This is a genomic window from Saccharomonospora cyanea NA-134 (assembly GCF_000244975.1).
Lineage (GTDB): Bacteria > Actinomycetota > Actinomycetes > Mycobacteriales > Pseudonocardiaceae > Saccharomonospora > Saccharomonospora cyanea.
In genome coordinates, this window is the sequence record NZ_CM001440.1 from 1,097,436 (window position 1) to 1,124,178 (window position 26,743).

The 26,743-nt window shown below is 69.6% G+C and carries 24 protein-coding genes; 14 read left to right on the forward strand and 10 right to left on the reverse strand.

Going from position 1 to position 26,743, the window contains the following annotated elements; translation table 11 throughout:
• Positions 1-4: 4 nt before the first annotated feature.
• Positions 5-808, reverse strand: coding sequence for an MlaE family ABC transporter permease (locus SACCYDRAFT_RS05320; protein WP_005454306.1), 804 nt, complete (start codon positions 806-808; stop codon positions 5-7).
• A gap of 470 nt (positions 809-1,278) precedes the next feature.
• On the opposite strand from SACCYDRAFT_RS05320, the gene SACCYDRAFT_RS05325 reads away from it, so the two are divergent.
• The 3 genes from SACCYDRAFT_RS05325 to SACCYDRAFT_RS05335 all read left to right on the forward strand — a co-directional run bounded on the left by SACCYDRAFT_RS05325 (position 1,279) and on the right by SACCYDRAFT_RS05335 (position 4,598).
• On the forward strand, positions 1,279-1,899 hold the full coding sequence (locus SACCYDRAFT_RS05325) for a hypothetical protein (RefSeq protein ID WP_005454308.1): 621 nt from the start codon (positions 1,279-1,281) through the stop codon (positions 1,897-1,899).
• A 117-nt stretch (positions 1,900-2,016) separates the two neighbouring features.
• The gene (locus SACCYDRAFT_RS05330; protein ID WP_005454310.1) at positions 2,017-3,570 is read left to right on the forward strand and encodes a DUF6801 domain-containing protein; all 1,554 of its coding nucleotides are present in this window, start codon (positions 2,017-2,019) and stop codon (positions 3,568-3,570) included.
• A gap of 41 nt (positions 3,571-3,611) precedes the next feature.
• Entirely contained in the window at positions 3,612-4,598 is a 987-nt protein-coding gene (locus SACCYDRAFT_RS05335) for a hypothetical protein (RefSeq protein WP_005454311.1), read from the forward strand.
• A 29-nt stretch (positions 4,599-4,627) separates the two neighbouring features.
• Here the strand turns inward: SACCYDRAFT_RS05335 and SACCYDRAFT_RS05340 are convergent, their stop codons facing one another.
• Positions 4,628-5,338 (reverse strand): SagB/ThcOx family dehydrogenase, encoded by a 711-nt coding sequence (locus SACCYDRAFT_RS05340; RefSeq protein WP_005454313.1) that lies wholly within the window; start codon positions 5,336-5,338, stop codon positions 4,628-4,630.
• 163 nt (positions 5,339-5,501) lie between these two features.
• Entirely contained in the window at positions 5,502-7,613 is a 2,112-nt protein-coding gene (locus SACCYDRAFT_RS05345) for a HelD family protein (RefSeq protein ID WP_005454315.1), read from the reverse strand.
• 110 nt (positions 7,614-7,723) lie between these two features.
• Here SACCYDRAFT_RS05345 and rsmD point away from each other — a divergent pair, with 110 nt between their 5' ends.
• The 7 genes from rsmD to mutM all read left to right on the forward strand — a co-directional run bounded on the left by rsmD (position 7,724) and on the right by mutM (position 12,374).
• On the forward strand, positions 7,724-8,281 hold the full coding sequence (rsmD, locus tag SACCYDRAFT_RS05350) for a 16S rRNA (guanine(966)-N(2))-methyltransferase RsmD (RefSeq protein WP_005454321.1): 558 nt from the start codon (positions 7,724-7,726) through the stop codon (positions 8,279-8,281).
• A 62-nt stretch (positions 8,282-8,343) separates the two neighbouring features.
• Positions 8,344-8,826, forward strand: a complete 483-nt coding sequence (gene coaD, locus SACCYDRAFT_RS05355) for a pantetheine-phosphate adenylyltransferase (protein ID WP_005454323.1) — start codon at positions 8,344-8,346, stop codon at positions 8,824-8,826.
• A 219-nt stretch (positions 8,827-9,045) separates the two neighbouring features.
• On the forward strand, positions 9,046-9,735 hold the full coding sequence (locus SACCYDRAFT_RS05360) for a DivIVA domain-containing protein (protein ID WP_005454325.1): 690 nt from the start codon (positions 9,046-9,048) through the stop codon (positions 9,733-9,735).
• Between the two features lie 128 nt (positions 9,736-9,863).
• A complete protein-coding gene (locus tag SACCYDRAFT_RS05365) occupies positions 9,864-10,475 on the forward strand; it encodes a YceD family protein (protein WP_005454327.1) in 612 nt (203 codons plus the stop codon).
• A 79-nt stretch (positions 10,476-10,554) separates the two neighbouring features.
• Positions 10,555-10,737, forward strand: a complete 183-nt coding sequence (rpmF, locus tag SACCYDRAFT_RS05370; protein WP_005454330.1) for a 50S ribosomal protein L32 — start codon at positions 10,555-10,557, stop codon at positions 10,735-10,737.
• 11 nt (positions 10,738-10,748) lie between these two features.
• On the forward strand, positions 10,749-11,501 hold the full coding sequence (rnc, locus tag SACCYDRAFT_RS05375) for a ribonuclease III (RefSeq protein ID WP_005454332.1): 753 nt from the start codon (positions 10,749-10,751) through the stop codon (positions 11,499-11,501).
• A gap of 6 nt (positions 11,502-11,507) precedes the next feature.
• Positions 11,508-12,374 (forward strand): bifunctional DNA-formamidopyrimidine glycosylase/DNA-(apurinic or apyrimidinic site) lyase, encoded by an 867-nt coding sequence (gene mutM / locus SACCYDRAFT_RS05380; RefSeq protein WP_005454333.1) that lies wholly within the window; start codon positions 11,508-11,510, stop codon positions 12,372-12,374.
• Here mutM and SACCYDRAFT_RS05385 read toward each other — a convergent pair.
• Positions 12,328-12,915 carry a GNAT family N-acetyltransferase gene (locus SACCYDRAFT_RS05385; RefSeq protein ID WP_198284973.1) on the reverse strand — a complete coding sequence of 196 codons (588 nt, stop codon included), beginning with the start codon at positions 12,913-12,915 and terminating at the stop codon, positions 12,328-12,330. The genes mutM and SACCYDRAFT_RS05385 overlap by 47 nt on opposite strands.
• 77 nt (positions 12,916-12,992) lie before the next feature.
• On the opposite strand from SACCYDRAFT_RS05385, the gene SACCYDRAFT_RS05390 reads away from it, so the two are divergent.
• A complete protein-coding gene (locus SACCYDRAFT_RS05390; RefSeq protein WP_005454337.1) occupies positions 12,993-13,316 on the forward strand; it encodes a PadR family transcriptional regulator in 324 nt (107 codons plus the stop codon).
• Positions 13,313-14,449: a DUF1700 domain-containing protein gene (locus SACCYDRAFT_RS05395; protein ID WP_005454339.1), complete on the forward strand. Its 1,137-nt coding sequence runs from the start codon at positions 13,313-13,315 to the stop codon at positions 14,447-14,449. The genes SACCYDRAFT_RS05390 and SACCYDRAFT_RS05395 overlap by 4 nt, the downstream gene beginning before the upstream one ends.
• Positions 14,450-14,460: 11 nt before the next feature.
• Here SACCYDRAFT_RS05395 and SACCYDRAFT_RS05400 read toward each other — a convergent pair whose 3' ends face one another.
• The 3 genes from SACCYDRAFT_RS05400 to SACCYDRAFT_RS05410 all read right to left on the reverse strand — a co-directional run bounded on the left by SACCYDRAFT_RS05400 (position 14,461) and on the right by SACCYDRAFT_RS05410 (position 17,338).
• Positions 14,461-14,979, reverse strand: a complete 519-nt coding sequence (locus SACCYDRAFT_RS05400) for a general stress protein (RefSeq protein WP_005454341.1) — start codon at positions 14,977-14,979, stop codon at positions 14,461-14,463.
• A gap of 119 nt (positions 14,980-15,098) precedes the next feature.
• Entirely contained in the window at positions 15,099-16,391 is a 1,293-nt protein-coding gene (locus SACCYDRAFT_RS05405; protein WP_005454343.1) for an ROK family protein, read from the reverse strand.
• 188 nt (positions 16,392-16,579) lie between these two features.
• Positions 16,580-17,338, reverse strand: a complete 759-nt coding sequence (locus SACCYDRAFT_RS05410) for a hypothetical protein (protein ID WP_005454345.1) — start codon at positions 17,336-17,338, stop codon at positions 16,580-16,582.
• A gap of 127 nt (positions 17,339-17,465) precedes the next feature.
• Here SACCYDRAFT_RS05410 and SACCYDRAFT_RS05415 point away from each other — a divergent pair, with 127 nt between their 5' ends.
• Together SACCYDRAFT_RS05415 and smc are read left to right on the forward strand one after the other, a co-directional pair.
• Positions 17,466-17,771: an acylphosphatase gene (locus SACCYDRAFT_RS05415; RefSeq protein WP_005454348.1), complete on the forward strand. Its 306-nt coding sequence runs from the start codon at positions 17,466-17,468 to the stop codon at positions 17,769-17,771.
• A 283-nt stretch (positions 17,772-18,054) separates the two neighbouring features.
• Positions 18,055-21,654 (forward strand): chromosome segregation protein SMC, encoded by a 3,600-nt coding sequence (gene smc, locus SACCYDRAFT_RS05420; protein WP_005454350.1) that lies wholly within the window; start codon positions 18,055-18,057, stop codon positions 21,652-21,654.
• 123 nt (positions 21,655-21,777) lie between these two features.
• On the opposite strand, the gene nhaA is transcribed toward smc, so the two are convergent.
• The 3 genes from nhaA to SACCYDRAFT_RS05435 all read right to left on the reverse strand — a co-directional run bounded on the left by nhaA (position 21,778) and on the right by SACCYDRAFT_RS05435 (position 26,432).
• On the reverse strand, positions 21,778-23,010 hold the full coding sequence (gene nhaA, locus SACCYDRAFT_RS05425; RefSeq protein ID WP_005454353.1) for a Na+/H+ antiporter NhaA: 1,233 nt from the start codon (positions 23,008-23,010) through the stop codon (positions 21,778-21,780).
• Positions 23,011-23,705: 695 nt separating this feature from the next.
• On the reverse strand, positions 23,706-25,214 hold the full coding sequence (locus SACCYDRAFT_RS05430) for a sodium:solute symporter (RefSeq protein ID WP_005454355.1): 1,509 nt from the start codon (positions 25,212-25,214) through the stop codon (positions 23,706-23,708).
• A gap of 12 nt (positions 25,215-25,226) precedes the next feature.
• Positions 25,227-26,432: an anhydro-N-acetylmuramic acid kinase gene (locus SACCYDRAFT_RS05435; protein ID WP_043536177.1), complete on the reverse strand. Its 1,206-nt coding sequence runs from the start codon at positions 26,430-26,432 to the stop codon at positions 25,227-25,229.
• Positions 26,433-26,743 lie beyond the last annotated feature (311 nt).

Here is a 26,743-nt window from a genome sequence, read left to right on the forward strand (position 1 = left end):
GGCCTCACATCCCCTTCGGGGGTACGAGCTGGAGGTACACGGTGGTCAGTACGAAGTTCGCGCAGAACAACAGCAGGAACGTGATGACCACGGACTGGTTCACCGCGTCCCCGACTCCCTTCGGGCCGGGGGCCGGGTTGAGGCCCCGGTACGCGGCCACGACACCGGCGACGAAGCCGAAGACGAGTGCCTTGACCTCGCTGATCCAGAGGTCGGGGAGCTGGGCGAGCGCGGAGAAGCTCGCGAGGTAGGCGCCGGGGGTGCCGTCCTGCATGACGACGTTGAAGAAGTAACCGCCGCACACCCCGACGACGCTCACCATGCCGTTGAGGAAGACGGCCACGCCCATCGCGGCGAGTACGCGCGGGACCACGAGCCGCTGCACGGGGGAGACGCCCAGCACCTCCATGGCGTCGATCTCCTCGCGAATGGTGCGCGAGCCCAGGTCCGCGCACATCGCGGAGCCACCCGCGCCCGCGATGAGCAGTGCCGTGACGATGGGGCTGGCCTGCTGGATGATGGCGAGCACACTGGCCGCACCGGTGAACGACTGCGCGCCGATCTGGGTGGTCAGCGACCCGACGTGCAGCGCGATCACCCCGCCGAACGGAATCGCCACGAGAGCCGTCGGCAGGATCGAAACACTGGCGATGAACCAGAACTGCTGCACGAACTCCCGGAACTGAAAGGGCCTGCGTGGAATGCAGCGCAGAACCTCGAGTGCCAACGCGTACAGCCTGCCGGTCTGGCGTAGTGCGGCCGCACCGGGAAACGAACGACCGACTTCGCTGTCGACGTCGAGGGCCACTCGCGCTCCTTCGGTCAGTGAAAACCGAGTTCCACTTATTCGGAAAACTGCTGTTTCAGTTGTCGATACGCCTCCTCGCTGGGCGTTCGCTGACAATAACGCCGGGTGGTTCGGCTGGTTACGCGCCAGTTTTCGAGCGTCGGTGACAGTTTTCCCGAAGGTTTTCGTCCGGTGGTGAGTGTTCGCGCATCCGGCCGTCGGTGATTCCGTTGATTGACTTGTGAGAACAAAGCGAAGAAGGGATTTTCTGTCGGCCGTGACAACCGTTGCGCCGAAAGGGCGAGGAGTGGGCGGGAAACGTTGATGTTTCTTGTTCGCTTCCCGGTCAGCGGCTAACGTACTGGCTGGTAGGTTCGCCTTCCGGCCCCTACCGGCAAGCATCGTCGGCCGATGTTTTCGCGGGTCAGGATCGATCGTCTCCGCGTCGCTTGCTCCGCAAGTCCACCTGTCCACCTGGGAAAGGAATCGCTATGCGTAGGCGCGTTATGAGCATCGTCGCTACCAGCGCCGCGGCGACGCTCGCCCTCGGTCTCACCGCCATGTCAGCCTCGGCCCAGCCGCAGGAGTGGATCATCGACCCGGGTGGTGACTACACCGCTTCGTCCGGGACGACGGTGCTGACCAACACGGCCAACGGTGTGACACTCGACTGCGCGGGCTCCGACGCCTCCGGCACCCTCGCCGGAAGCGCGAGCGGATCGCCCGCACAGCTCGGGACGATCGCCGACATCTCGTGGCAGAGCTGCTCCGGCCCGCTCGGGCTCACGTTCGAGGTCGTTCCTCGGAACCTGCCGTGGTCGATCAACGGTGAGTCCTACGCGGACGGTGTCACGACCGGCTACATCGGCGGCATCGTGGCGAACCTGACCGGCCCCGGCTGTGACGCGACGGTCGAGGGCGCCGCACCGGGAACGTACGACAACGCCACCGACACGCTGGCCCCGCAACCGATCACGGGTTCCGCGCACATACTGACGGTGACGTCCGTCGACCCGCTCGCGAACTGCTTCGGCCTGATCAACCAGGGCAACGAGGTCACGTTCGAGGGCGCGTACGTGGTCACCCCGGGCCAGGACGTCACGCTCCAGTGACGCCCGCATCCGGCGTTCGGGGATGAACGGCCGGTCCGGACACGGGGTTTTGCCGTCCGGACCGGCCCACCACGTCACCCGCCTCGTGCGGGTAGGCCCAGAGTGAGAAGAGAGGACATGGGACGGAAAGGGAGCAGGGGAGGACGCCTCGCCGCGCTCGGCATGGTGGTGCTGGCGGGAGCACTCGGGGCGCCGGCAGCCTCGGGAGGGCAGTCCACCGGGGACACACCGTCGCAGCGGCGGTCGGCGGAGTTGCTGTACCACTGCGACACCGAGTCGGGACAGCGCGACCTGCGTGCCCGTGTCGAACTCTCGATACCCGACGCCGCGTCGGGGGATCGGATCGGCGTGACCGTCCGGGCGACGTTGGGGGAACAGGTGGTCGCCGAACTCGTCGCCGACGGTGCCGCCGAGGTGAGCGGTGTCGTGTCGGCGACGGTGCTCGTGCGGGAAGCCGGGGACGAGGTGGACGAGTCCGTCCTGTTGCCCGACCTGGCCGTCCCGGCGACCCCGCTGCCTGCCGAAGGCTCACTGACGCTCACCGGGAGCGGGCGGGTACGGCAGCTCACCACCGACGGCCCCGGCGAGTACAGGGTGTCGGCCGACCGGTTCAATCTCCTGCTCGGTTGGCGACCACCCGCTTCCGACCCCGGTGACGGCTCGGACGGCTCGGAACCCGACCCCGGCGGCACGGAACCCGACCCCGGCGGCGAGGAACCCGGCGGTGGCGAGGAACCGACACCGGACAGCGGTCCGGCGCCCACACCGGACGCAGGCGGAGGAGCGGCCGCCGCGGGAAGGCAACAGGCACCGCCCGCCCGCGCGTTCGACTGCGCCCCCGCCCCCGGCCAGAACACGACGATCACCACGCTCACCGTGTCGGGTGACGGCACCACCGAGCCGGGCACCGACGCGGAGGAGCCCGAGTATCACCCCGACGCTCCCCTCGACGGCGGGCGAGTCGGTACGAGCGCGCAGGCCGCGGACATCCCGGAGGACTGCGTCGACTTCGCGGAGTTGAACAACGCGTGGTGTGCCTACCTGGGCGGGTACACGAACGTCGACCGCATGGGCGCCGCCTTGCGGATCGACCCGGGCATCGTCAACCTCGCGCTGCCGATCATCGGCCCGTGCAACGACGGTTCCGAATGGTTCTGGTTCTGCCAGACCGCGCGCGCCGAGCTGCGGCACAACGGTGAGAAGAAGCTCCCGCCGACCCGGAACTCCTTCCACGCCTTCGACTTCATGCCCAACGAGGCCACGGTCGAGCTGACCCAGATCGGTGACATGGAGATCGAGGTACGGGCTCAGGTCGTCGCGCCCTACGACGGGTCGGTGATCGCGCGCGCGACGCTGTCCGTGCGGGTCTACGACGTCACAGTGAACGGCGTCGCGCTGGACGTCGGGGAGAACTGCCGGACACAAGAGCCGATCACGGTCGCCCTGACGGCCGACTACCCCGGCGACTACACCCCCGCCACAGGGGGCTTCCTGGACGGCTACACCGACATCCCGCCCTTCTCGGGCTGCGGGGTCGACGGCGACCTCGATCCACTGCTCACCGGACTGATCTCCGGCAAGGACAACTACGTGAAGATGACGCAGGGGCAGATCTGTGACATCAGGACCGAACGGTACTGCCCGCCAGTTCCTCCCGAACTGCAGCGCTGACCCGGCGTCCGCCCAACCCGAAAGTGAAGGAGGAACACGCGATGAGTCGTGTGAGGACGTTCGGAGGAAGACCGCGCGGCGGCAGACGGGGCGGGTGGCTCGCCAGTGCCACCGCCACCGTCGCCGCGGTCGTCACCGCGAGCTTCGCCGTGACCACCCCGGCGGTGGCGGACGAGGCCGGTGGTGAGTCCACTCCGGCCGGACACTGGGCGGCGTTCGACCGTTGCCCGGTGGACGACCCGTCGATGCTCGCCGCCGACGGCGCCGAGCTGGCCGCGCTGTGCCTGGCGTCGTCGTCGGAGTCCGGGACGATGACCATCGGTGAGAAGACCGTGCCCACGGCCGGGACGAACCTGCAGTTCGGGCTCCTCGGCGACGGCGTGAGTTATGCGTCCGTGTCGCCGGAGGGAGCGGGTATCCGGGCCGAGCCCGTGACGGTCCCGGGCGGACTGTTGAACCTCGTGTGCCCCAGCGACATTCCCGTGCTCACCTCCCTGTGCGAGAAGGCGGCCGACAGCAGGCTCAACCGGGTGGTCGCCACGGTCGAACCGGCCGGGGTGCCCACGGACTTCAACCTGACGGCAGGACTCGGCGTCGGGCAGCCGATCGTGACACTGCCCGTGAAGATCCGCCTCGACAACCCCCTGCTCGGCAGCCGCTGCTACATCGGTTCGGAGACGGACCCGATCCTGTTGCGTCCCCGCAACGCCTCACAGCCGGCGCTCACGCTCACGCGTTACGCCCCGGACGGCACCACCCAGGCCGGTGGGCCGATGAGCAACATCGAACTGTCCGGAGCCGACCAGGTCGACGACTCCTTCGCGGTGCCCGAAGCCAACGGGTGCGGGTTCCTCGGCACGCTCGACTGGGCCGTCAACGCCCAGCTCGGTCTTCCCTCACCCGAAGGAGCCAACAGCCTGTCGCTCGACGACGCCGTGACCACGACCGGCGGTTTCTACACCCCGGCGGCGTTCGCTCCCGACCAGGGCCGCCTGCTGTCCGAGTACTGGCACGCCGCCAGCCGGTGAGCCTCGCCCGCCCCGCCGAGCCGGGAGGCTCAGGCGGGGCGGCCCGTGGCGAACAGCATCGTCGGGATCTCGTTCTCCGGAAGTCCCAGCAGGGTGCCGACGGCGGCGTCGTCGAAACCGGCCACGGCGCACCCGGCGAGTCCCAGTGCCGTGGCCACCAGGTACAGGTTCTGCACGGCCACGCCCGAGTCGACGTGCAGGGTCCGGTAGTGCCGCAGTGGGTACTTGTCGAACGCGACGTCGAGCCGCGCGGTGATCGCCACGCTGACGGCGGGCTGCCACGCGAACTCCTCCTGGAGGTACGCGTGTTCGAGATCCGGGCCCGGATCGGTGTCGGTGAGCTGCACGAGCGCGTGCGACACGGGCTCGTAGCGGTACACGCCCTGGTCAAGGCCCTCGACGCGGCGTACCACCGCGTACGCGCGCAGGATGTCCAGCCCGCCCGCGCTCGGCGCCATGCTCAGGGGGTACTGGTCCACGCCGTAGGCGGGCACGAAGCGTTGCACGCCCATCGAGAACCGCAGCAGCGCGCTCAGCGCCGGCAGTTCGAGGTGAGCGCTGGAGAACTCGTACGACGAGTGCCGTCTCGCGAGCGTCGCCACCAGCCCGGCCTTGGGCGGGTGCACGTCCGGCAACGGGATGTGGCTCGCCAGCGGCAACGGCTCCGCCGGCACAGGCAACTGTGCGTTCAGCAGGCGGTGCACCGCCAGCGCGCGTTCGGTGGTTTCCCGACCACTCACGACGGCTCCCGTCGCTTCCCCTCGTCACCGACCACGGCGGCATCGTAACCCGTTCGAGCGTATTGGTGCGTTTTCTCGGCCACACCGAACTGTGATCCGTGCCGACCCGACACCGGGTCCGCGGTCTGTGCACGCGTGTCCGCACTTCGGGGCGTGGCGGGCGTCACCTCGAGGGACTGAGCCAGCCGTCGTCGGAAGCCAGCACCGTGAGCTGCTGGGTGGCTCGCGTCAACGCCACGTACAACACGCGTCTGCCCGTCAACGACTCGTCGACCAGTTCGGTGGGCTCCACCAGCACGACGGCGTCGTACTCGAGCCCCTTCGAGTCGAGGCTGCCCACCACCTTGAGCCGGTCGTCGCCGTGGCCCGCGACCCAGCGGCGAACCTCGGCCACGCGGTCCATCGCGCAGATCACGCCGACCGTGCCCTCGACGGCGTCGAGGAGTTCCTTGGCCGCCACCTGCGTGGCCGTCTCCAGAGTGCCGGGGTCGATGTGGCGAACCTCCGGCGTGATGCCCGTGGCACGCACCGCGCGCGGCAACTCGTCCGGCTCCGCGTGACCCGACACCACACGGGCGGCGAGGTCGAAGATCTCGGACGAGTTCCGGTAGTTCGTGCGCAACGTGTACCGCCTCCGGGCCGTGCGCGCGCCGAACGCCTGGTCACGAGCCTTCGCCGCCTCCTCGGGGTCGGGCCAGGAGCTCTGCACGGGGTCGCCCACCACGGTCCAGCTCGCGTACTTACCGCGACGACCGACCATCCGCCACTGCATGGGGGAGAGGTCCTGCGCCTCGTCCACGACGATGTGGGAGTACTCGTCGTAGTGGTCCGGCCTGCGCTGCCCCTCGCGAGGCTGTTCCGGCTCGGCGTCCCGCCTGCGCCGCCGCTTGGGAGGCGGTCCGAGCAGTACCCGCAGTTCGTCGAGCAACGCGATGTCCGCCACCGTCCACTCGCGATCGCGATCGCGCAACGAGGCGGCCAGCAGCGAGACCTCCTCCGAGTTGAGCACGTTGCGGGCGGCGCGCGAGAGACGGCGTTCGTCACCGAGCCAGCGCAGCACCTGGGCCGGGTACAGCACCGGCCACCACACCACGAGGAAGCGGTGGAAGTCGATCCGCTCACCGAGGTCGGTGATCAGTTGCGCGCGGTCGAACTCGCGACCGTCGGCGCGGGCGTAGGACTCGGCCTTGTCCGCCAACGCCTCCAGCAGTGCCTCGGCTGCCCGGACCCGCGACCGGTTCGGCGGCGCTCCGCTGCCGTGCACCTTCCGCCTGACCTTGTCGAGTTCCTTCGCGTCCAGCCTGATGACCTCGCCCCGGTAGACGATCCTCATCTCGGTGGGCGCGTCGGGCGGGGTCTCGCGCAGCGCCTTGCCGAGCACCTTGCGCATCCGCAACGAGCCCTTGACGGCCGCCAGCGGCGCCGGGTCGTGACGGGTGGCGTCGAGGCCGTCCAGCACCTGCCCGAGCGACCGCAGTTCGACGTTGGTCTCACCCATCGACGGCAGTACCCGGGAGATGTAGTTGGTGAAGACCCCGGACGGTCCCACCACGAGCACTCCCGAGCCCCCGAGCTGACGCCGGTACCGGTACAGCAGGTACGCCGCCCGGTGCAGCGCCACCGCGGTCTTGCCGGTGCCGGGACCACCGGTGATCTCGGTCACCCCGCGCCACGGCGCGCGGATGACTTCGTCCTGCTCCTTCTGGATGGTGGCGACGATGTCGCGCATCACCTCGCCCCGCGACCGGCCGAGCGCCGCCATCAGCGCGCCCTGGCCGACCACGTTCATGCCGTCGGGCACCGCCTCCGGCATCAGGACGTCGTCGTCGACGTCGAGCACCGACTGCCCCGAACACCGGATCACCCTGCGGCGCACCACGTTCATCGGTTCCTCGGCCGTCGCCTGGTAGAACGCGGCGGCCGCCGGAGCGCGCCAGTCGGTGACGAGGTTGTTGAACTCCGCGTCGCGGATCCCGAGCCTGCCCACGTGGACGGTCTCCGAGTCGGTGTGGTCCAGTCGTCCGAAGACCAGGCCCTCGTACTCGGCGTCCAGCGTCTGGAGCGTCTGGTTGGCGTGGAACACCATCATGTCGCGCTCGTACAGCATCGACGCCTGCTCGAACACGGCTTCGCGTTGGGCTCCGCGACCGAGTTCGTAGCCACGGGCGCGCATGGCCTCGGCCTGCGCGCGCAACTCCGCGAGCCGGGCGTACACCCGGTCCACGTGAGTCTGTTCGATGGCGATCTCGGCCCGTCTGACCCGGGACTCCGACACTCGCGCTCCTCGCAGCTGGTCGCCTCGGAAAGGGGGAAGAACGACTTTACGCGATCGCTTTCGCGGCATGACCGCGTCCCGCCTCGCGGACGGGGTGCGAGCATGGTGCGGTGACAAGGATCGTGGCCGGGCGAGCAGGCGGGCGCACGCTGCGGGTTCCGCCGAAGGGAACGAGACCGACGACGGAGCTGGTGCGGGAGGCGTTGTTCAGCGCGCTGGAGGCCGCCGACGAGCTCGACGGTGTGCGGGTGCTGGACCTGTACTCGGGGTCGGGGGCGTTGGGGTTGGAGGCGCTGTCACGCGGCGCCCGGGAGGCCGTGTTCGTGGAGGCCGACCGCACCGCTGCCGACATCCTGCGCGGCAACATCGCCAACGTCGGCCTCGGTGGTGTGGTGAGGCAGGGCAGGGTCGAGGCCGTGGTGTCCGAGCCCACGGGTGAGCCGTTCGACCTGGTGCTCGCCGACCCGCCGTACGCGGTGGACGCGGAGACGCTCGGAGTGGTGTTGACCCGCCTGGTCGACAACGGCTGGCTCGCCGCGAACGCGCTCGTGGTGGTCGAACGCCGGGTGCACGACGGGCCACCGCGGTGGCCGGAGGCGTTGCGCGTGCTGCGCACCCGTACCTACGGCGACAACGGGCTCTTCCGCGCCGAATACGTGCCGGAGTGAGCGGGGCGAGCTGTTCGTCACATCTTGCGCGGTGCGCCGTCGCAGTTGGTAGCGTCCGCGCCATGCGGCGAGCGGTCTGTCCCGGTTCCTACGACCCAGCGACCAACGGGCACCTCGACATCATCGAACGCGCCGCCGCGCTGTTCGACGAGGTGGTCGTGGCCGTGCTCATCAACAAGAAGAAGCAGGGTCTGTTCACCATCGACGAGCGGCTCGACATGTTGCGCGAGGTCACGCGCGACCTGCCCAACGTGCGGGTGGACTCGTGGCACGGTCTGCTGGTCGACTACTGCCGCGACCACGGCATCGTCGCCGTCGCCAAGGGTCTGCGCTCGGTGAGTGACTTCGACTACGAGCTGCAGATGGCGCAGATGAACCGCGAGTTGTCGGGGGTGGAGACGCTGTTGATGTCGAACAACCCGGCGTACAGCTTCCTGTCGAGCTCGCTGGTCAAGGAGGTCGCCACCTACGGCGGCGACGTCAGCGAGATGGTGCCCCCGGCCGTCCACGAGCGACTCATGGCGAAGCTCGCCCAACAGCCGTAACCCTGGCCCGAGCCGGTGCGTCTCGTGTCCGCGGCCTGTGCACGTGTGCTCGCACTTCCGGTACGCCCACGCGTACGGAAACTGCGGACACGGTTGCGGGTGGGGCGGCACCTTCGGTAGTCGGCGGGACACGCCTGGCGCGGCGGTTACCGCCGATCGGGCACCGGACGCGGCAGACTGATGGGAGTCGCGTGGAACCGATGCCGCGAGGGAGTTGCCGTGTACCGGGTTTTCGAGGCGCTCGACGAGCTCGTCACGATCGTGGAGGAGGCTCGAGGGGTCCCGATGACGGTGAGTTGCGTCGTCCCGCGCGGCGACGTGCTCGAACTGCTCGACGACATCCGCGACGCGCTGCCCGCCGAGGTCGACGACGCGCAGGACGTGCTCGACCGTCGTGACGAGATCGTTCACACAGCGCGCGCCCAGGCCGAGGAGACGATCGGCTCGGCCAACGACGAGGCCGAACGCCTGCTGGCCGAGGCCCGTGCCGAGGCCGAACGCATCATCGCCGAGGCGCGCGCCGAAGCCGACCGCACCATCGCCGCCGGTGAGGCGGAGTACGCCGACGTCACCGAGCGCGCCCGTACCGAGGCCGACCGTATGGTGCAGGCAGGCCGCGACGCCTACGAACGCGCGGTCGACGACGGCAAGCGTGAGCAGGCCAGACTCGTGTCGCAGACCGAGGTCGTGCAGGCCGCGCACAACGAGGCCGCCCGCATCGTGGACGAGGCGCACGAGGAAGCCGATCGCCAGCGCGCCGACTGCGACGCGTACGTGGACAACAAGCTCGCCGAGTTCTCCGACCTGCTCGCCACCACGCTGCGGACGGTGGACTCGGGCCGCAACCACCTGCGTGGACCGCTGTCGCCCGCGTCGCGTACTCCCGTCTACGACTACCAGGCACAGTGAGGTCCTCACTCGCGTACGCTGGTGGGTGAGGTCGGTCGACCGAGTGCGCGCGAGGTCCGGGTGAGCCCCGACGCGCGTCCCGGCTCGGCCTCCCAGACCATCCACCGCGATCGCGCGAGAAAGCTTCGATGCCTGAAGAAAGCCAGCAAAGTCCCAGCCTCCAGCGTGCCGACGCGCGCAACCCGTGGCTGTTCGACACCCATGAGCTGAGTCGCCGACCCGGTTCGAGCCTGCCGCTGCGGCGTGAGCTGCCGGTCGAGACGGCGCTGGGCGTCCCCGACGTCGTCGAGGTGCCTTCGGGTTCGACGGTGACCGTGGACCTGCTCCTGGAGTCCGTGGTCGAGGGCGTGCTCGTGAGCGGCACCGCGTCCGCGCGAACCGAGGGCCAGTGCTCGCGCTGTCTCGACCCGGTGTCCGGCGACGTCGAGGTGAGTGTCACCGAGCTGTTCGCCTACCCGGAGTCGACCACCGAAGAGACCACCGAGGAAGACGAGGTCAGCCGCATCGTCGACGACTGGATCGACCTGGAGCCGATGGTCCGGGACGCCGTCGTCCTCGCCCTGCCGCTCGCGCCGCTGTGCAGCGAGGACTGCGAGGGACTGTGCTCGGTCTGCGGTGTGAAGTGGGCCGATCTCGAGCCCGGTCACGGGCATGAGACCATAGACCCTCGGTGGGCCGCGCTGGTGCAGCGCCTGGAGGACACTCCGGGTGGCGACACGGCTGACGGCTCCGACCGGTAAGCCTGCCGGACACCTGTCCGGCGTAGTTTGCGAAGACCGCTCGCACACCGCGAGCAGACCTGTGTGAGGAGACCCAGCCGTGGCCGTCCCCAAGCGGAAGATGTCGCGTTCCAACACTCGCTCGCGCCGCTCGCAGTGGAAGGCGAGCCCGGTGCAGCTGGTGGCCTGCCAGAACCGCGCCTGCCGGCAGCTGAAGCCGCAGCACGTCGCCTGCCCGCACTGTGGCCAGTACGCCGGGCGTCAGGTCGTCGAGCCGGCTTAAGGTCGTTCGGAATGGGGGGTAAGTCGCCAAGCGGACCGGCAGCCGATCCCGCATCCCTTCTCGACGCGCTCGGTGTCGAATTCGACAGTGAGTTGCTGACCCTTGCCCTGACCCACCGCTCGTACGCCTACGAGAACGGGGGACTCCCGCCGAACGAACGGCTGGAGTTCCTCGGCGACGCGGTGCTCGGCCTGGTGGTCACCGACCATCTGTACCGGCAGCACCCGGACCTGCCCGAGGGGCAGTTGGCGAAGTTGCGGGCCAGTGTCGTGAACATGCACGCGCTGGCCGGGGTGGCGAGGAGTCTCGGTGAGGGCGGGCTCGGCGCCCACCTGCTGCTCGGTAAGGGGGAGGAACTCACCGGCGGCAGGGACAAGGCCAGCATTCTCGCCGACGGGCTCGAGGCCGTCATCGGTGCCGTGTATCTCGCGCACGGCATCGAGACCGCGCGGTCGCTGGTGCACCGACTGTTCGGCAGGTTGCTCGACGAGGCGCCGCGCCGGGGAGCGGGCCTGGACTGGAAGACCAGCCTTCAGGAGCTCACCGCGTCGGCCGGTCTCGGGGTGCCCGAGTACAAGGTCGCGGACACCGGCCCCGACCACCGCAAGGAGTTCAGCGCGGTGGTTCTCGTGGCGGGCCGTGACCTGGGACACGGTGACGGCACCACGAAGAAGGAAGCCGAGCAGAAGGCCGCCGAGGCGGCCTGGCGTGCCCTCGACGCGGAGCTGACGGCCGAGAAGCAGGCCGAGGAGCGGGCGGAGTAGCGACAGGTGCCCGAGTTGCCCGAGGTCGAGGTCGTCAGATCAGGCCTGGAGACCCACGTGGTCGGGCGCACGGTGACCTCGGTGGAGGTCCTGCACCCGAGGGCGATCCGGCGTCACGTGCTCGGTGAGGCCGACTTCGTCGGCCGGCTCACCGGCGCCAAGATCACGGCCGCGCGGCGGCGGGGCAAGTACCTGTGGTTCGACCTCGCCGACGGTGCTGCCGTGCTGGCCCACCTGGGTATGAGCGGGCAGATGCTGGTGCAGCCGCGTGGTGTGGTGGACGAGAAGCACCTGCGGGTGCGGGTCCGGTTCGCCGACGACGGACCGGAGCTGCGGTTCGTCGACCAACGTACGTTCGGTGGCCTGTCGCTGTCGGAGCTGGTGGAGGTCGACGGCACGGTGGTGCCGTCGGCCGTGGCTCACATCGCGCGCGACCCGATGGACCCGCTGTTCGACGTCGTCGCCGCCTCCCGTGCTCTGCGGGCTCGGCGCACCGAGGTCAAACGCGCGCTGCTCGACCAGACCCTGGTGTCAGGGGTCGGCAACATCTACGCCGACGAGGCGTTGTGGCGGGTGGGGCTGCACTGGTCACGTCCGACGGACCGCCTCACCGCGACGCAGGCGCGTGACGTGCTCACCGCCGCGGCCGACGTGATGGCCGAGGCGCTGCTGGTGGGCGGCACGTCCTTCGACGCGCTCTACGTCAACGTCAACGGTGAGTCGGGTTACTTCTCCCGATCTCTCGACGCCTACGGACGTGAGGGCGAACCCTGTCGTCGATGCGGCTCGCCGATCGTGCGTGAGGCGTTCGCGAACCGCTCGTCGTTCAGTTGTCCGAGCTGCCAGCCGAAGCCGCGAACGCGACGCCGTTAGGGACCGCCTTCGTCGTCGAAGTCGACCGGGGTGACCGTGCCCGTCGCCCAGTCGTCGCGGAGGATCGCGTAGCCGACGGCGTCGTGCGGTGTGCCCTCGCCGTCGGGCCAGGCCTTCCGGTAGTGGGCTTCCTTGACGTATCCACAGCGGCGAGAACGCGTCGCATGGTCACGTTGTCCCGTCTGGTCGTCGCCTCGACGCGGGTGATCGTGGGTAGCTCCGTGAACAGGTACGCCGTGAGGGCGTGCAGTGCTCGCGTGCCGATGCCCCGGTGCCGGGCCGTTCCGGTGATCCGCAGGTCGAACAGCGGCGTGCCGTCGTCGAGGTCGAACAGCCGGGCGATCCCGACCCGGTGTCCGCCGACGGTGATCCAGAAGGTGCGGGCCGAGGAGTTGTCGTAGTAGCCGTCGGCGGCCTGCCGCAGCACGTCGGCGGCCGCGATGCGGGGCACGCTGTGGTAGGGCCATGTCTCGCCGGACAGGAAGTCCGCGAGGTCCTCGGCCTGCGCGCGTTCGAACCGCCGCAACTCGATTGGTTCCACCGGCGAACACTAGAGCAATCCTGCGCACACTACTGTGCAATGCGTGGTAGTGTCCACGGCGCAATAAAGGAGGGCCGGTGGAAACGAGTCAACTGCTGAAGGGCGTGCTCGACCTCGCGGTTCTGGCAGTGCTGCGGCACGACGACGGTTACGGCTACGACGTGCTGAGACGTCTGCGCCAGGCGGGGCTGGACGAGGTCGGTGACGCCTCGGTGTACGGCACGTTGCGGCGCCTGTACAAGGCCGGGCTGCTCACCACGTACGTGGTGGCCAGCGAGGAAGGCCCTCACCGCAAGTACTACGGACTCAACGAGCTGGGTCGCGCGCGGCTCGCGGACTCGGCGAAGACCTGGCGCGGTTTCGCGGCCACGATGGAGCGCCTGTTGGGAGAGGATCTATGAGTACACACACTCACCCCGTCGTACGGGCCTACCTGGCTCGGGTGCGGACGGCGCTGTCGGACCTGCCCGAGGCGGAGATCGACGAGATCGTCGACGACGTGCGTCCCCACCTGGCCGAGATCGTGAATGGGTTGGGCGAGGACGCCACAGTGGAGGCGATGACCCGGGAACTGGGTACGCCGGAGAGCTACGCGGCCGAGGTGCGTTCGGCAGGGGAGTATCCGCCGCCTCCGGAGCGGGAGGGCGGCCGGGTGACGCAGCCCCGCACGGCGGTAGCGCGGCTGGCGTTCTGGAGTATGCTGCTCGGCTGTCTCGGTGCCGGGATCGCGGGTGCTGTACTGGCGTCCGGGTTGAACGAGGATGCCTTGTTCCTGCTGCTCCTGACACTGCCGTTGGTGGGTCTGTCGGGTGGGTACTTCGCGACGTACGGCACCTCCGTGCTGCGGGGGCTGCCCGAGGTGCGCAGGCTGGCGTCGGTGGACCGCAGTGGGGAGATGTCCAGGCGGGCGGTGGGCTGGTTGAGGGCACTGAACCCCGTGTGGTGGGGCGTGTCAGCCGCGCTCCTGGTGGTGTTGGGGGTCGCTCTGGCGGTCGCCCCGGACAGCGGCGGCGTGGTGGGCCTGGTGACGTTGCTCCTGCTGGCGGGGCTCGGCGTGTGGGTGGGGCCCAAGTCCGTTCGGGACCACCGGCTGGTGTCGGTGGCGCTGACTCTGTCGGCGTTCGTGGTGGGAGCGGGTGCCGGCCTTGCCGACTACGTGATCGGGTCGGCGCGGTCGTCGGACACGGCCTACCCCGCTCCCTACCCCTACCCCGCTGCCGATGGGGAGCCGCTGCTGTTCTACGGATCGGAGCAGGTCGACAACATCTACGTCTTCGACGCGGAGGGCAAACCGCTCACCGACCTCTACTTCTACACCGAGCAGGGCAGCCCGATCCGGATTCCGCGCTACGGCTGCGAAGAACACACGGGGGAGAGGATCCCAACGGGTACGGACAACCGTTTCCCGCGTCCGCATGTCGAGCAGGGTGGTATGGACGACTACGGCACGGTGAACGGCTACAACGCCTACCGGCCGTTCTGCGAGGAGGTCGACGAGGTGCCGTTCACAGTGGCCGTACCGAACGGCAAATGACTCGGGCCGAGCTACCAGCTCTGGCGTGACATCGCGAGCTGGGCCAGCAGGTTGCGCCCGCTCTCGGCGTTGCGGGGCTGGCACAGCACGTCGTAGCGGCCTGCCACCAGTTGGCTGTGCGAGACGAACCCGCGACGGCCGCGTGTGGCGGCGTAGCTCGCCGCGGCGAACGCCATGCCGAAACCGACACCGGAGATCAGGCCGATCAGGATGGCCGGGAGTCCGGCGCCGGGGGTGAAGAGGCTGAGCAGCAGCCCGACGAACAGACCGAACCAGGCGCCGGACAGCGCACCGCTGCCCAGGACCTTGCCCCAGGTCAGCCGCGCGGCGACGCGTTCGACCAGCAGCGGGTCGACGCCCACGATGGTGACGTCCTGCACGGGGAAGTTCTTGCCGGCGAGGTGGTCAACGGCGCGCTGCGCTTCCGCGTAGGTGGCGTAGGAACCGATCGGCCAGCCCGTGGGCATGGTCGGCAGCTGCGACGCCTGAGGCGCCGGAGAGAACGCCGTCTGGGAGAACGCGTGGGTCATTGCTCGCTTCACCTCTGGGGGAGACACCTGTTGTGCTCTACACCAGACTCAACGCTACGGGATGCCGAACAAGTGCCCGAACAGTCCCAATTCACAGCCCGCTCTCAGGGTGAGAGCTGTCACGCGGGGGCCAACCCGGACCGGACGCCGTTGGTGCCGTGTATGCCGGTGATGCCGCTGGGCGATCCCGCGTGCAACCACTTGCCGAAGTGGCGCACGGAGAACAGCTCGTCGAGCACCATGTAGGCGGCGCCGACGAGGCCGCCTTCCTCGCCGAGCCGGGCCTTCTCGATGCGGAGTTCCCGTGTGGACAGCGGCAGCGAGCGGCGGTAGATCGTCTCGCGGATCGTGGCGAGGAACAGGTCGCCCGCCCCCGCGATCTTGCCGCCGAGCAGGATCGTGGACGGGTTGTAGAAGTTGACCATCGTGGCGAGCATGGCTCCGATACGCCTGCCCGCGCTGACCAGAAGCTGCACGGCGTGATGGTCACCCGCGCCGGCCGCCGCGGTGACGTCGGCCGCCGTGATCGTGCCCTTGACGTCGAGGATGGCGGCGAGGGCCGGACTGTCGCCGGAGCGGGCCAGCCGCTCGCCGTCCCTGGCCAGCGCCGCGCCACCGGCGACGGCTTCGAGGCACCCGGTCTTGCCGCACCGGCACACCACGGAGCTGTCGTCGGACACGGCGGCGTGGCCGATGTCGCCCGCGCAACCCTGCGCGCCGCGGTGGAGGTGGCCTCCGTGACTGATTCCCGCGCCGATTCCCGTGCCGATCTTGACGTAGAGCAGGTCGCCGAGATCGTCGAGCAGTCCGGGGGCGCGCAGCTCGCCGAGACACAACAGGTTGACCTCGTTGTCCACCCACACGGGGGCGTGGTAGTGGGAGGCGAGGCGTTCCCGCACCGGGTAGTTGTTCCAGCCGGGCATGATGGGCGGCTCCGACGGGCGGGCGGTGGCGAACTCCACCGGCCCCGGCAGGCCGAGACCGACTCCCCACACGTCCGAGGGAGTTCCGCCCACGTCGGCCAGCAGGGCGTCGAGGGTGTTCTCGACCTCCGTCAGCACGGGGTCGGGGCCCTGCGCGATGTCGCAGTCCCGGTGCCTCATGGTGAGCACCGTGCCCATGAGGTCGGTGACACCCGCGGTGAAGCCGGTGGCGCCGAGTTCGGCGGTGAGGATACGACCGGCGTCCTTGCGGAAACGCAGCGTTCGCGCCTGGCGGCCGCCCGTGGAGGGGTTGAGGTCGCCCTCCTCCAGCAGTCCCGCGTCGAGGAGCGTGGTGGTGCGCTGGGTGATGGCCGTCCGGCCGAGCCCGGTCCGCTGACTCAGCGCGGGTCGCGTGTCGGCGGCGCCGCTTCGCACGAGGTCGAGCAGGCGTGTGTAGCTCTCCAGCAGCTCGGGACTGGGCTCATCCACCACGGACCCCCTTATGTCTAAGTCCCTCCATCATATATCTGAAACTGCAAGACTTCTGTTTGTTTCAGACATTAGAGGGTAGATCGAAAGCCTAAGGATGGCACTCGTGTTCGCCATAGCAGCGATGGGGGCCAGAACAGTGAGCCGGACTAGGCCGTCCGGATTACGCGCTCGATTTCAGTGAGTGATCAGTGAGCGGTCGTGGTCGTCCCGGACAGCGCCGGGGACGACGTGAGGTCTGCTCGGCTCGTCGTGGTGGTGAACGTCGTCGGGGCGGCCGACGTGGACGAGCCACCGCCAGCCCCGTTCTCCGAACTAGTAGGAGGACTGCTGCTGTCCCCAGTGTCGCCGTCTCCCGGGTTCGTGCTGCCGTCATCGTCACCGGGGTCTGTGGGGCCACTACCGTCGTCAGGGGGTGGGGTGTCGTCGCCGTCGTCGGGAGGATCGCCTGGTTGAGGGCCGGGCTTGTTGTCTGTCGGCTCCGGATTCGGCTGCTCGCCGTCGTCGCCACCACCGCCGGTGCCGTCGTCGTTGTCACCGCCGTTGCCGGGCGAGTTGCGTGTCGGCTCGTGTTGCGAGGGCGTGTGGACGGTTGTGCGCCGGTTGCCGTTCTCGTCGGTGGTGATGATCGTCGTCGGTGAGCCGGACGAGGTGGGCATCTCACCGGTGACCGCCACGCCGTCGATCACGACCGTGGCCTCGGCGGGCACGGCCTGGCCCGGCACGAGTTCCGTCGGCCCGCCGCCGCCGGTGGAGCGGCCGGTCTGCGTGGTCGGCGTGAGCTCGGAGGTCTCGGGCTGGATGACCTGCGCGACCGCCGCGAACGCCGTGCACAGCGCGAGGCCGCTGGCGGCGAGGGCGAGGTAACCGGTGCGGTGCAGCCGTCCCGCGAACTCGCGGGGCGGCGCGACCTGGTCGCGTGGTGGCTGCCCTGGCGAGGTGGTCATGCGACTCCTTCGGAGATGCTTCGAGCCCCCGAGTGTTCGCGCGGCACAGTATCACCGGGGCGAATCCGGTCGCGAACGCACTCACCCGTGCGAGTCGGACGGTCACGCGGGGACACGTTGCGGCACGATGGGGAACGTGGCTGACGTGGCTGACGAGACCGGGACCGCCCGCCTGACGGCGTGGGTGCACGGCATGGTCCAGGGAGTCGGATTCCGCTGGTGGACCAGGAGCCGGGCGCTGGAGCTCGGGCTCGTGGGCCGCGCGACGAACCTCTCGGACGGCCGGGTGGAGGTCGTCGCCGAGGGACCCCGCGACGCGTGCGAACGACTGCTGGCGGTTCTCCGCTCCGGAGAATCACCCGGTCGTGTGGAGCACGTGGCGGAGCTGTGGTCGGAGCCGCGCGGGGGACTGACGGGCTTCGTCGAGCGCTGACCCGGCTCGGTTCTGTCGTCCAGGCGGGCAGGACGGTCGGGTCGCGACCAAGCCGAGTGGTCCGCGGTGACCGAACGGTGTCAGGCACCGTGGTCCGTCGCCGGTCCGTCGCCGGTCCGTCGCCGGTCCGCGCGGAACCCCTACGTCTTCTCTCTCCTGCCACGCCGACGCCCGCCTACCACGGGCGTGACCGGCTCGCCGGTAGCATCGTCCGATCGGACAGTGCGAACACTGCCCGCGGACGCCGGACGAGAGCAGTCGGTACGGGAAAGGTCTACGCCGCGTGCACCTGAAAAGCTTGACGCTCAAGGGCTTCAAGTCCTTCGCGTCGGCGACCACCCTGCGGTTCGAACCCGGAATCACGTGCGTCGTCGGCCCCAACGGTTCCGGTAAGTCGAACGTGCTGGACGCGCTGCGGTGGGTGATGGGCACACAGGGGGCCAAGGACCTGCGCGGCGGAAAGATGGAGGACGTCATCTTCGCCGGCACCGCGGGACGTGCCCCGCTCGGCCGTGCCGAGGTGACGCTGACCATCGACAACGCCGACGGTGCGCTGCCCATCGAGTACACCGAGGTGTCGATCACGCGCCGCATGTTCCGCGACGGCGCGAGCGAGTACGAGATCAACGGCAGCACGTGCCGCCTGCTCGACATCCAGGAACTGCTGTCCGACTCCGGTATCGGCCGGGAGATGCACGTCATCGTGGGGCAGGGGCAGCTCTCGGAGATCCTCCAGGCCAAGCCGGAGGAGCGCCGGGCCTTCATCGAGGAGGCCGCCGGTGTGCTCAAGCACCGCAAGCGCAAGGAGAAGGCGCTGCGCAAGCTCACCGCGATGCAGGCGAATCTCGACCGCCTGAACGACCTCACCGCGGAGCTGCGCCGCCAGCTCAAGCCACTCGGCAAGCAGGCCGAGATCGCCCGCCGGGCACAGGCGGTGCAGGCGGAACTGCGCGACGCGAAGCTGCGGCTCTACGCCGACGACCTGGTGACACAGCGCCGCGAGATCGAGAAGGACGAGGCAGACGAGAAGGCCGCCCGCGCCCGCCGTGCCGAGGTGGAGCGGACGCTGGAGTTCGTCATGTCGGAGCAGGCCGAGCTGGAGGAGACACTCGCCGAGGACGCGCCGAAGCTGAACGCCGCGCAGGACACCTGGTACCGGCTGTCGGCGCTGGCCGAGCGGCTGCGCGGCACCGTGCGCCTGGCGGCCGAGCGCAGGCGGCACCTGTCCGCCGACGTGGACACCGGTGGCACGGGCCGGGACCCGGAGGAACTGCTCGCCGAGGCCGAGCGCGTGGCCGAGCGGGAGGCCGAACTCACCGAGGCGGTGTCGCAGGCCCGCTCCGTGCTCGCCGAGGTGGTGGAACGCCGCGAGCACCTCGAACAGGTCGTGCAGGCGGCCGAACGCGCCCACCTGGCCGCCGTGAGGGCCATCGCCGACCGCCGTGAGGGAATCGCCAAACTGTCGGGTCAGGTGGAGGCGCTGCGCAGCAAGAGCAACGCCACCGCCGAGGAGATCGACCGCCTCAGCAGCGGCATCTCCGACGCCGTGGCCCGCGCCGAGGCCGCCGCGGAGAGCGCGGAGGAGGCCCGCGCCGAGGGCGGTGTCGAGGACTCCGACGACGAGGCCCTGCGGACCCGCCACGAGCACGCGATCGAGGCTCACAAGGCCGCGAAGGCCCGAGTCGAGGAACTCGTCAAGGCGGAACGCGCCGCCGAGCGCGACATCGCGTCGGAGAAGGCACGGGTCGACGCGCTGTCGATGGGGCTGACCCGCAAGGACGGTGCGGGAGCGCTGCTCGGGGCCGCCGACGACCTTCCGGGGCTGCTGGGCTCCGTGGCCGCGCTGCTCACGGTCGACGCCGGGTACGAGGTGGCGCTCGCCGCCGCGCTCGGTCCCGTGGCCGACGCCGTGGCCGTGGCGCAGGGTGACAACGCGATCGCCGCGCTGCGTTACCTCAAGGACAACGACGCCGGGCGGGCGGGGCTGCTGGTGGGTGGTTCGGCGACAGACGACGACCCCGAGGGCTGGCCCGGACTGCCCGAGGGCGCACGGTGGGCTCGCGAGGTGGTCGCCGCGCCCGAGGCACTGCGCCCCGCCGTCGAACACGCGCTGCGCCGGGTCGCGGTGGTGCCGTCGCTGGAGGACGCCCGCACGCTCGTGGCGGCACACCCGGACGTCACGGCCGTCACCGGGGACGGCGACGTGCTCGGCGCGCACTGGGCGACGGGTGGCTCCGCCCGCGACGAGAGCGTCATCGAGGTGCAGGCCGCGGTCGACGAGGCGCAGGACCGCCTCGCCGCGGCCGAGCGCGCGCTGGAACGCACGGCCGCGGAACTCGAAGGGGCCCGAGCCGAGCAGCAGGACCGCCGCGCCGAACTCGAACAGGCCAAGGAGGGGCTGAACGAGGCCAAGGTGCGCAGGGCCCGCTCCACGGAACGCCTGTCGAGTCTGGAGAAGGCCGCCCGCTCCGCGCAGGCGGAGGTCGAACGCCTCAGTGCCCAGCGCGAGAAGGTGGAGCGCACTCGCGAGGACGTCCTCGCGCAGTTGGCGGAGCTGGAGGAACGGCTCGCGGCGGTCGCCGAGCAGCCGGTGGATACCGACATCGACACGAGCGAACGCGACGAGGCCGCCGAAGCGCTGTCCGAGGTGCGGCAGGAGGAGATGGACTCCCGCCTCGCTCTGCGTACCGCCGAGGAACGCGCCCGGAGCATCGCGGGGAAGGCCGACTCGCTGAGGCGCGCGGCCGAAGCCGAGCGTCAGGCGCGGGAGCGAGCCGAGAAGGCGCGCATCGCGCGGGAGCGGGGCGCGGCGATCGCGGCGGCCGTCGTGGCCGGCGGCGAGACCGCGCTCGACCGCATCGAGACGTCGTTGCAGCGAGCCGCCGCCGAACGCGACGCCGTCCAGGCCCGCCGCGAGCACACCGAGCAGGCGTTGAACCAGGTGCGCAACCGGGTGCGGGAGCTGACGGTGGAGCTGGAGAAGCTCACGGACGCGGTGCACCGGGACGAGGTGCTGCGGGCCGAACAGCGGCTGCGCCTCGAACAGCTCGAAACCAGGATCACGGAGGAGTTCGGGATCGCGCTCGACGACCTCGTGGCCGAGTACGGGCCGGACGTGCCCGTGCCCCCCGGCCCCGGCGAGGTGGCCGAGTACGAGGCCGCGAAGGAACGCGGCGAGACGGTGATGGAGCCCCAGCCGATCCCCTACGACCGCGCCACGCAGGCACGTCGCGCCAAGCGCGCCGAGCGCGACCTCGCCCAGCTCGGCAAGGTCAACCCGCTGGCGCTGGAGGAGTTCGCCGCGCTGGAGGAGCGCTACAAGTTCCTGTCCACCCAGCTCGAAGACCTCAAGGAGACCCGCAAGGACCTGCTCACCGTCGTCAAGGAGGTCGACGACAAGATCCTGGAGGTCTTCACCGAGGCGTACCACGACGTGGCGCGCGAGTTCGAGACCGTGTTCTCCGTGCTGTTCCCCGGGGGTGAGGGGCGCATGGTGCTCACCGAGCCGGGTGACATGCTCACCACGGGCGTCGACGTGGAGGCACGCCCGCCGGGCAAGAAGGTCAAGCGGCTGTCCCTGCTGTCCGGCGGGGAGAAGTCGCTGGTGGCGGTGGCGATGCTCGTGGCGATCTTCCGCGCGCGGCCCTCGCCGTTCTACGTCATGGACGAGGTCGAGGCCGCGCTCGACGACACCAACATGCGCAGGCTCATCGGTCTGCTGGAGCAGCTGCGGGAGAGTTCGCAGCTGATCATCATCACGCACCAGAAGCCCACGATGGAGATCGCGGACGCGCTCTACGGCGTGAGCATGCAGGGCGACGGCATCACCAAGGTGATCTCGCAGCGACTGCGCTCACCCGACGCTGTGGAGCAGCCGGCGTAGCGGGCGGTCTACGCCGATTCCTCGACGCTCCGAGCGATCCGGCGCGGCAGGGAACCGGCAGGAGCGCGATGCCGCGGGACGCGTGCCGGGAAGTCCGGTCGGCGAGGCCGACACCGCCACCGATCAGTTGGCCACCTGCCGAGCGTGTTCCCCGATGCCGTGGGTGCGGTAGTGCGCACTGCGGACACCGAGCACGACGGCACCGAGCACGGTCGCGAACAGGGAGGCGAGCAACACCGCGCTCTTGGCGTGTTCGAGCATTCCCGGATGGCCGGTGTACGACAGCTCGCTGATCAGCAGTGAAACGGTGAAACCGATCCCGGCGAGCTGGGAGATACCCACGATGTCGGTCCAACTCAGGCTCGGGTCCAGCTCCGCCCGGGTGAGCTTCGTGGTCAACCACGCACCACCGGCGATACCGACGAGCTTGCCCACCACCAGGCCCGCGGTCACTCCGAGGGCCACGGTGTCGGTGAGCATGCTGGACCAGTCACCGAAGACGACGCCAGCGGAGAACAGTGCGAACACCGGCAAGGCCAGCCCCATCGCCCACGGCCGCAACACATGTTCGGCGCGGTGGCTGGGCGAGCTCTCCTCTCCGTTGTGAGGACGGGTCCGCATGAGCAGTCCCATCGCCACCCCGGCGATGGTGGCGTGGATCCCGCTGGCGTGCACCAACGCCCAGATCACGACGGCCAGTGTCGCGTAGACGGTCCAGCTCGCCACCCGCCAGCGGCGCAACACCGCCGCCGGCCCGCGGCCACGCTGGAGATAGCCGAACACACCCAGCAACGCGGCTGCGGCCAGCATCGGCCCGAACGACAAGCTGTCGGTGTAGAACACCGCGATCACGCTGATCGCCACCAGGTCGTCGACGATGGCCAAGGTCAGCAGGAACGTCCGCAGCGCCGGTGGCAGGAACCGCCCCACCACGGCCAGTACCGCGATGGCGAACGCGATGTCGGTGGCCATGGGAATGCCCCACCCCTGCGCGGCCGGACCCTGTCCCAGGTTGATCGCCGCGAAGATGCCCGCTGGGAGGAGGGCACCGCAGACGGCCGCGACGATCGGCAACAGCGCCCGCCTCGGGCGACGCAGCTCACCGTGCACGAACTCCTGCTTGAGCTCGTTGCCGACGATGAAGAAGAACAGCGCCAGCAAGCCGTCGGCAGCCCACGCTTCGACCGGCAGGTTCAGGTGGAGCGACTCCGGGCCGAAACGGAATTCCCGAACACGCTCGTAGAGCTCTCCCCACGGCGAGTTCGCCCAGGTCAAAGCCACCACGGCCGCACCGATGAGGAGGAAGCCACCCACCGTGTCACGCCGCAGAGCGGCACCGAACCGAGACAACAACATGACAGATCAACCTTCGCGTCACGAATCCCCGGCTCGGCTTCCGGGCAGCCGGAAGCGGAACGGGAAGCAGAGCCGGGAGAGCAGCCAAGAACGGGACGGACGAAACGCGGCGGCGACAGGACGAGTCGCCACCGCACGACGGACGAGGCAGCGCCTACCGCCGAATCACTCCCGTGGTAACGGAGGGCAGCCTGCCAGTTCCCCATGAGCGTTCGTGCCCCAGGAGCTCAGCCACCCGTTGGTTCCGGGATGGCGCATCACGCCTTCCGGCGTCACCCTCCATCCAAGGAGGAGCCAACAGTTCTGCCTGTGTGACGAAGGTTTTCGGCCAGCGCGGTGCGCGGGCCGCGCGACACCACTCATCGAGTGGCTCCGTGTGCCGCCCAATCGCACCCGGGCGTCCGCGCTCCGCGCGGACATCGAGCTGACGGCTGAGGCGAACACGCGCCCAAACTACCATCAGCGAAACCGCGCACAAGACTCCTTCGCACCGCTCCGTCCCGGGCAAGTCCCAGCGCTGTCCCCGCCGGATCGCGGAGCCGGATCCCGTTCCCCAGCTTTCAGTGAGGCTGAACCCGCCGTCGTCCGTGGAGCAGGCTGTGGTCGAGCGTCGACGCCTCGTCCGACCGAGCGGCTGAGAACGAGAACGGCCGGGCATCCCGTTCAGATGCCCGGCCGTTGCTCACCCGATCACATCAGGCCGTTTCCTTGACCCGGTCGAGCTCGTCGGGTCCGGCGGCCGCGGGGTGGCGCAGCGACAGCAGGCCACCGACCACGAGGGTCACGACGACGCCGAGCGGCACGTACCACGGGAAGGCCAGGCCGGCCTCCTCGCCGTCGACGGTGAACGTCACGCCGAGGATGAACACGGCAGCCACCACGATCGTGGCCACGAACGCGATGATCGCGTCGGCCTGACGTGCCCTCTTGACGAGGATGCCGAGCGCGAAGGCACCCAGCAGAGCGCCGTAGGTGTAGCTGGCGATGCTCAGACCGACCTCGACCACCGGCTGGTCGGTGCTCGTGAACATCGACGCGAAGATCACGAAAACGCCCGCCCAGATCAGTGTCCACAGCTTCGCCTGCTTGAGCACCACCGAGTCCGGCAGTTCCTTCTTCGTCACCCGCTGGTAGATGTCGCTCACCGTGGAGGTCGACAGCGAGTTCAGCGACGACGAGATGGTGCTCATCGCGGCGGCCAGGATGCCCGCGATCAGCAGGCCCGACAGCCCCGCGGGCAGTTGCTCGACGATGAACTTCGGGAACAGCTCGTCGTTGGTCTGCAGGCCCATCGAGGCCGGGTCGGCGCCGTCGTAGAACGACCACAGCATCGCGCCCACCAGCAGGAACAGCGCGAACTGGAAGAACACCACCACACCGCTGGCGATCACGGCCTTCTGGCTGTCGCGCACGTTCTTGCAGGCCAGCAGGCGCTGCACCATCAGCTGGTCGGAGCCGTGCGACGCCATCGCGAACAGCGCGCCACCCACGACGGCGGTGACGAACGCGTACTGGTTGGTGATGACGTTGGACGAGAAATCGAAGAACTGGAGCTTGCCCTCGTCGGAGAGCGAGCCGAACCAGCCGTCGGGGAGTCGACCGGCGAGGATGAACACCGCGGCGACCGCGCCGATGCAGTAGATGCCCATCTGGACCACGTCGACCCAGATGACCGCCTTGATGCCGCCCAGGTAGGTGTAGACGACGGCGACCACGGCGATCGCCGCGATGATCACCCAGTAGGAGACGTCGAGGCCCAGCGCGGCGAGCACCATCTTGACCGGGATCGCGGTCGCGAACAGCCGCACACCGTCGGCGAGCAGCCGCGTGACCAGGAACGTCACCGACGCGGTGCCCTGCATACCCTTGCCGAACCGCTTGCCGAGGAAACCGTAGGCGCTCACGAGGTCACCCGCGTAGTAGCGCGGCAGCAGCACGAAGGCCACCAGGATGCGACCGATGAGGTAACCGATCGCGAGCTGCAGGTACGTGACGTTGCCCAGGTAGGCCACGGTCGGCACGCTGATCACCGTCAGCGTCGACGTCTCCGTGGCGACGACGGAGAACGTCACCGCCCACCACGGCACCTGCCGGCTGCCCACGAAGTAGTCGGTCGAGGACTTCTGCTTGCCGCCGAGCAGAACGCCCAGCAGTGGCGACCCGACCAGGAATATCGCGATGATCGCGAGGTCCAGTGCGCGCATGGCTGTTGTCTCCTACGGTGTGTCGGGGGTGGTGACCCGCAGGCGGGTCAGGGCTTGCGGGTGCGGTTCGGGGAGCGTCAACGGACCTGCCCCCGGCGTGATCGTGCCGAGCAGGCGAGGTCCTGCCGAGCCCGTCGCGCTCGGCACGTTGGCGGGGATTCCGTTCCAGGTCAGCCAGCCGAGCAGCGCGGTGAGGTACGCCTCCTTGGCGTCGGACGGCAGACCGTTCTCGTCGCTCGGCACCACGGTGACGCGGCTCCGCAGCGCGGTCACGAGGGCGGGATTGCGCAGGCCGCCGCCGGAGGCCACGACGGTGCGGACGCCGTGACGTTCGCACTCCGCGGCCACCGTCGCCGCCGTCAGTTCGGTCAGCGTGGCGAGCAGGTCGGGGCCGTCGATCGGAGCCAGTCCCTCGGTGGCCTGCCGGAGGTAGGCGGCGTGGAAGTACTCCTTGCCGGTCGACTTCGGGGGTTCGCTGGAATAGTACGGATCGGCCAGCAGCCGCGACAGCAGGTCCTGCCTCACCCTTCCCCGGGAGGCGAGCGCTCCGTCGAGGTCGCTGTGCTGGGCGCCGCCGGTCACCTCGGCGGCCGCGATGTCCAGCAGCGCGTTGCCCGGCCCCGTGTCGTAGGCGAGTACCGAGCCGTCCGGGTGCACCACGGTGAGGTTCGCGATGCCGCCGATGTTGAGCGCGCCCACGGGTCCGCCCTCACGTTCCGCGTCCGCGCGCAGCCACAGCGCGTCCAGTGTGCTCGCGAGCGGCGCGCCGTGCCCTCCCGCCGCGACGTCGCGCACCCGCAGGTCCGCCACGACGGGGAGTCCGGTGCGTTCGGCGATCCAGGCGGGCTGGCCGACTTGCAGCGTGCCCTCGACGTGGCCCTGCTCGACCCAGTGGAACACGGTCTGGCCGAGTGACGCGACGAGGTCGGCGCGGCCGCCCGCGATCTCGGTGACGGCGCGTCCGGCGGCGTCGGCGAACGCCTGACCCACCCGCGTGTCCAGCTTGGTGAGTTGTTCGGCGCTGCATCCGCCGGGAGGCAGCGCGGCGAGAAGGTCACGCCGCAGTCGCTCCGGGTAGGGCAGTTCCCGGTGACCGAGCGGGGTCAGGGTGAGTTCGTCGCCGTCGACACGGAACGAGGCGACCGCCACGTCGATGCCGTCCACCGACGTTCCGGAGAGGAGCCCCACGACTCGGAGCTCGGACTTGCTTTCTACCACGGTGGTGGTCTAGTCCAGGGTGGCCGCGGACGCAAGACGTTCGGTGAAGGATTGTCCAAAAAGATGTCGCAGAGGTTGTGTTTTGACTAACTCGCTGTTCGCCTCTCGTGACGTTCCGCAGAAAGACGATCTTTACGCGATCGGATGACGACCCGGCGTGGCCATCGCTGCCGCGGGGTACGCCCACGCCGGAGAGCGGCAGGCCGTGCCCGCCCGCGTCGGCTCGGTCGGCGACCGCGCTCGGTGACGGCCGATGCGCTGGGCCGTTCGGCCCTGGGGGCGCACTGCTGGCGACGTCGCCGAGTGGGAGG

Bases quoted from the DNA above. Each gene is read 5' to 3' on its own strand.
- nhaA (WP_005454353.1), bottom strand. From the start codon at position 23,010: ATGTTGTTGTCTCGGTTCGGTGCCGCTCTGCGGCGTGACACGGTGGGT.
- SACCYDRAFT_RS05395 (WP_005454339.1), top strand. From the start codon at position 13,313: ATGAGTACACACACTCACCCCGTCGTACGGGCCTACCTGGCTCGGGTG.
- coaD (WP_005454323.1), top strand. From the start codon at position 8,344: ATGCGGCGAGCGGTCTGTCCCGGTTCCTACGACCCAGCGACCAACGGG.
- SACCYDRAFT_RS05415 (WP_005454348.1), top strand. From the start codon at position 17,466: ATGGGGAACGTGGCTGACGTGGCTGACGAGACCGGGACCGCCCGCCTG.
- SACCYDRAFT_RS05400 (WP_005454341.1), bottom strand. From the start codon at position 14,979: ATGACCCACGCGTTCTCCCAGACGGCGTTCTCTCCGGCGCCTCAGGCG.
- SACCYDRAFT_RS05335 (WP_005454311.1), top strand. From the start codon at position 3,612: ATGAGTCGTGTGAGGACGTTCGGAGGAAGACCGCGCGGCGGCAGACGG.
- SACCYDRAFT_RS05325 (WP_005454308.1), top strand. From the start codon at position 1,279: ATGCGTAGGCGCGTTATGAGCATCGTCGCTACCAGCGCCGCGGCGACG.
- rnc (WP_005454332.1), top strand. From the start codon at position 10,749: ATGGGGGGTAAGTCGCCAAGCGGACCGGCAGCCGATCCCGCATCCCTT.
- SACCYDRAFT_RS05410 (WP_005454345.1), bottom strand. From the start codon at position 17,338: ATGACCACCTCGCCAGGGCAGCCACCACGCGACCAGGTCGCGCCGCCC.
- SACCYDRAFT_RS05365 (WP_005454327.1), top strand. From the start codon at position 9,864: ATGCCTGAAGAAAGCCAGCAAAGTCCCAGCCTCCAGCGTGCCGACGCG.
- SACCYDRAFT_RS05330 (WP_005454310.1), top strand. From the start codon at position 2,017: ATGGGACGGAAAGGGAGCAGGGGAGGACGCCTCGCCGCGCTCGGCATG.
- SACCYDRAFT_RS05430 (WP_005454355.1), bottom strand. From the start codon at position 25,214: ATGCGCGCACTGGACCTCGCGATCATCGCGATATTCCTGGTCGGGTCG.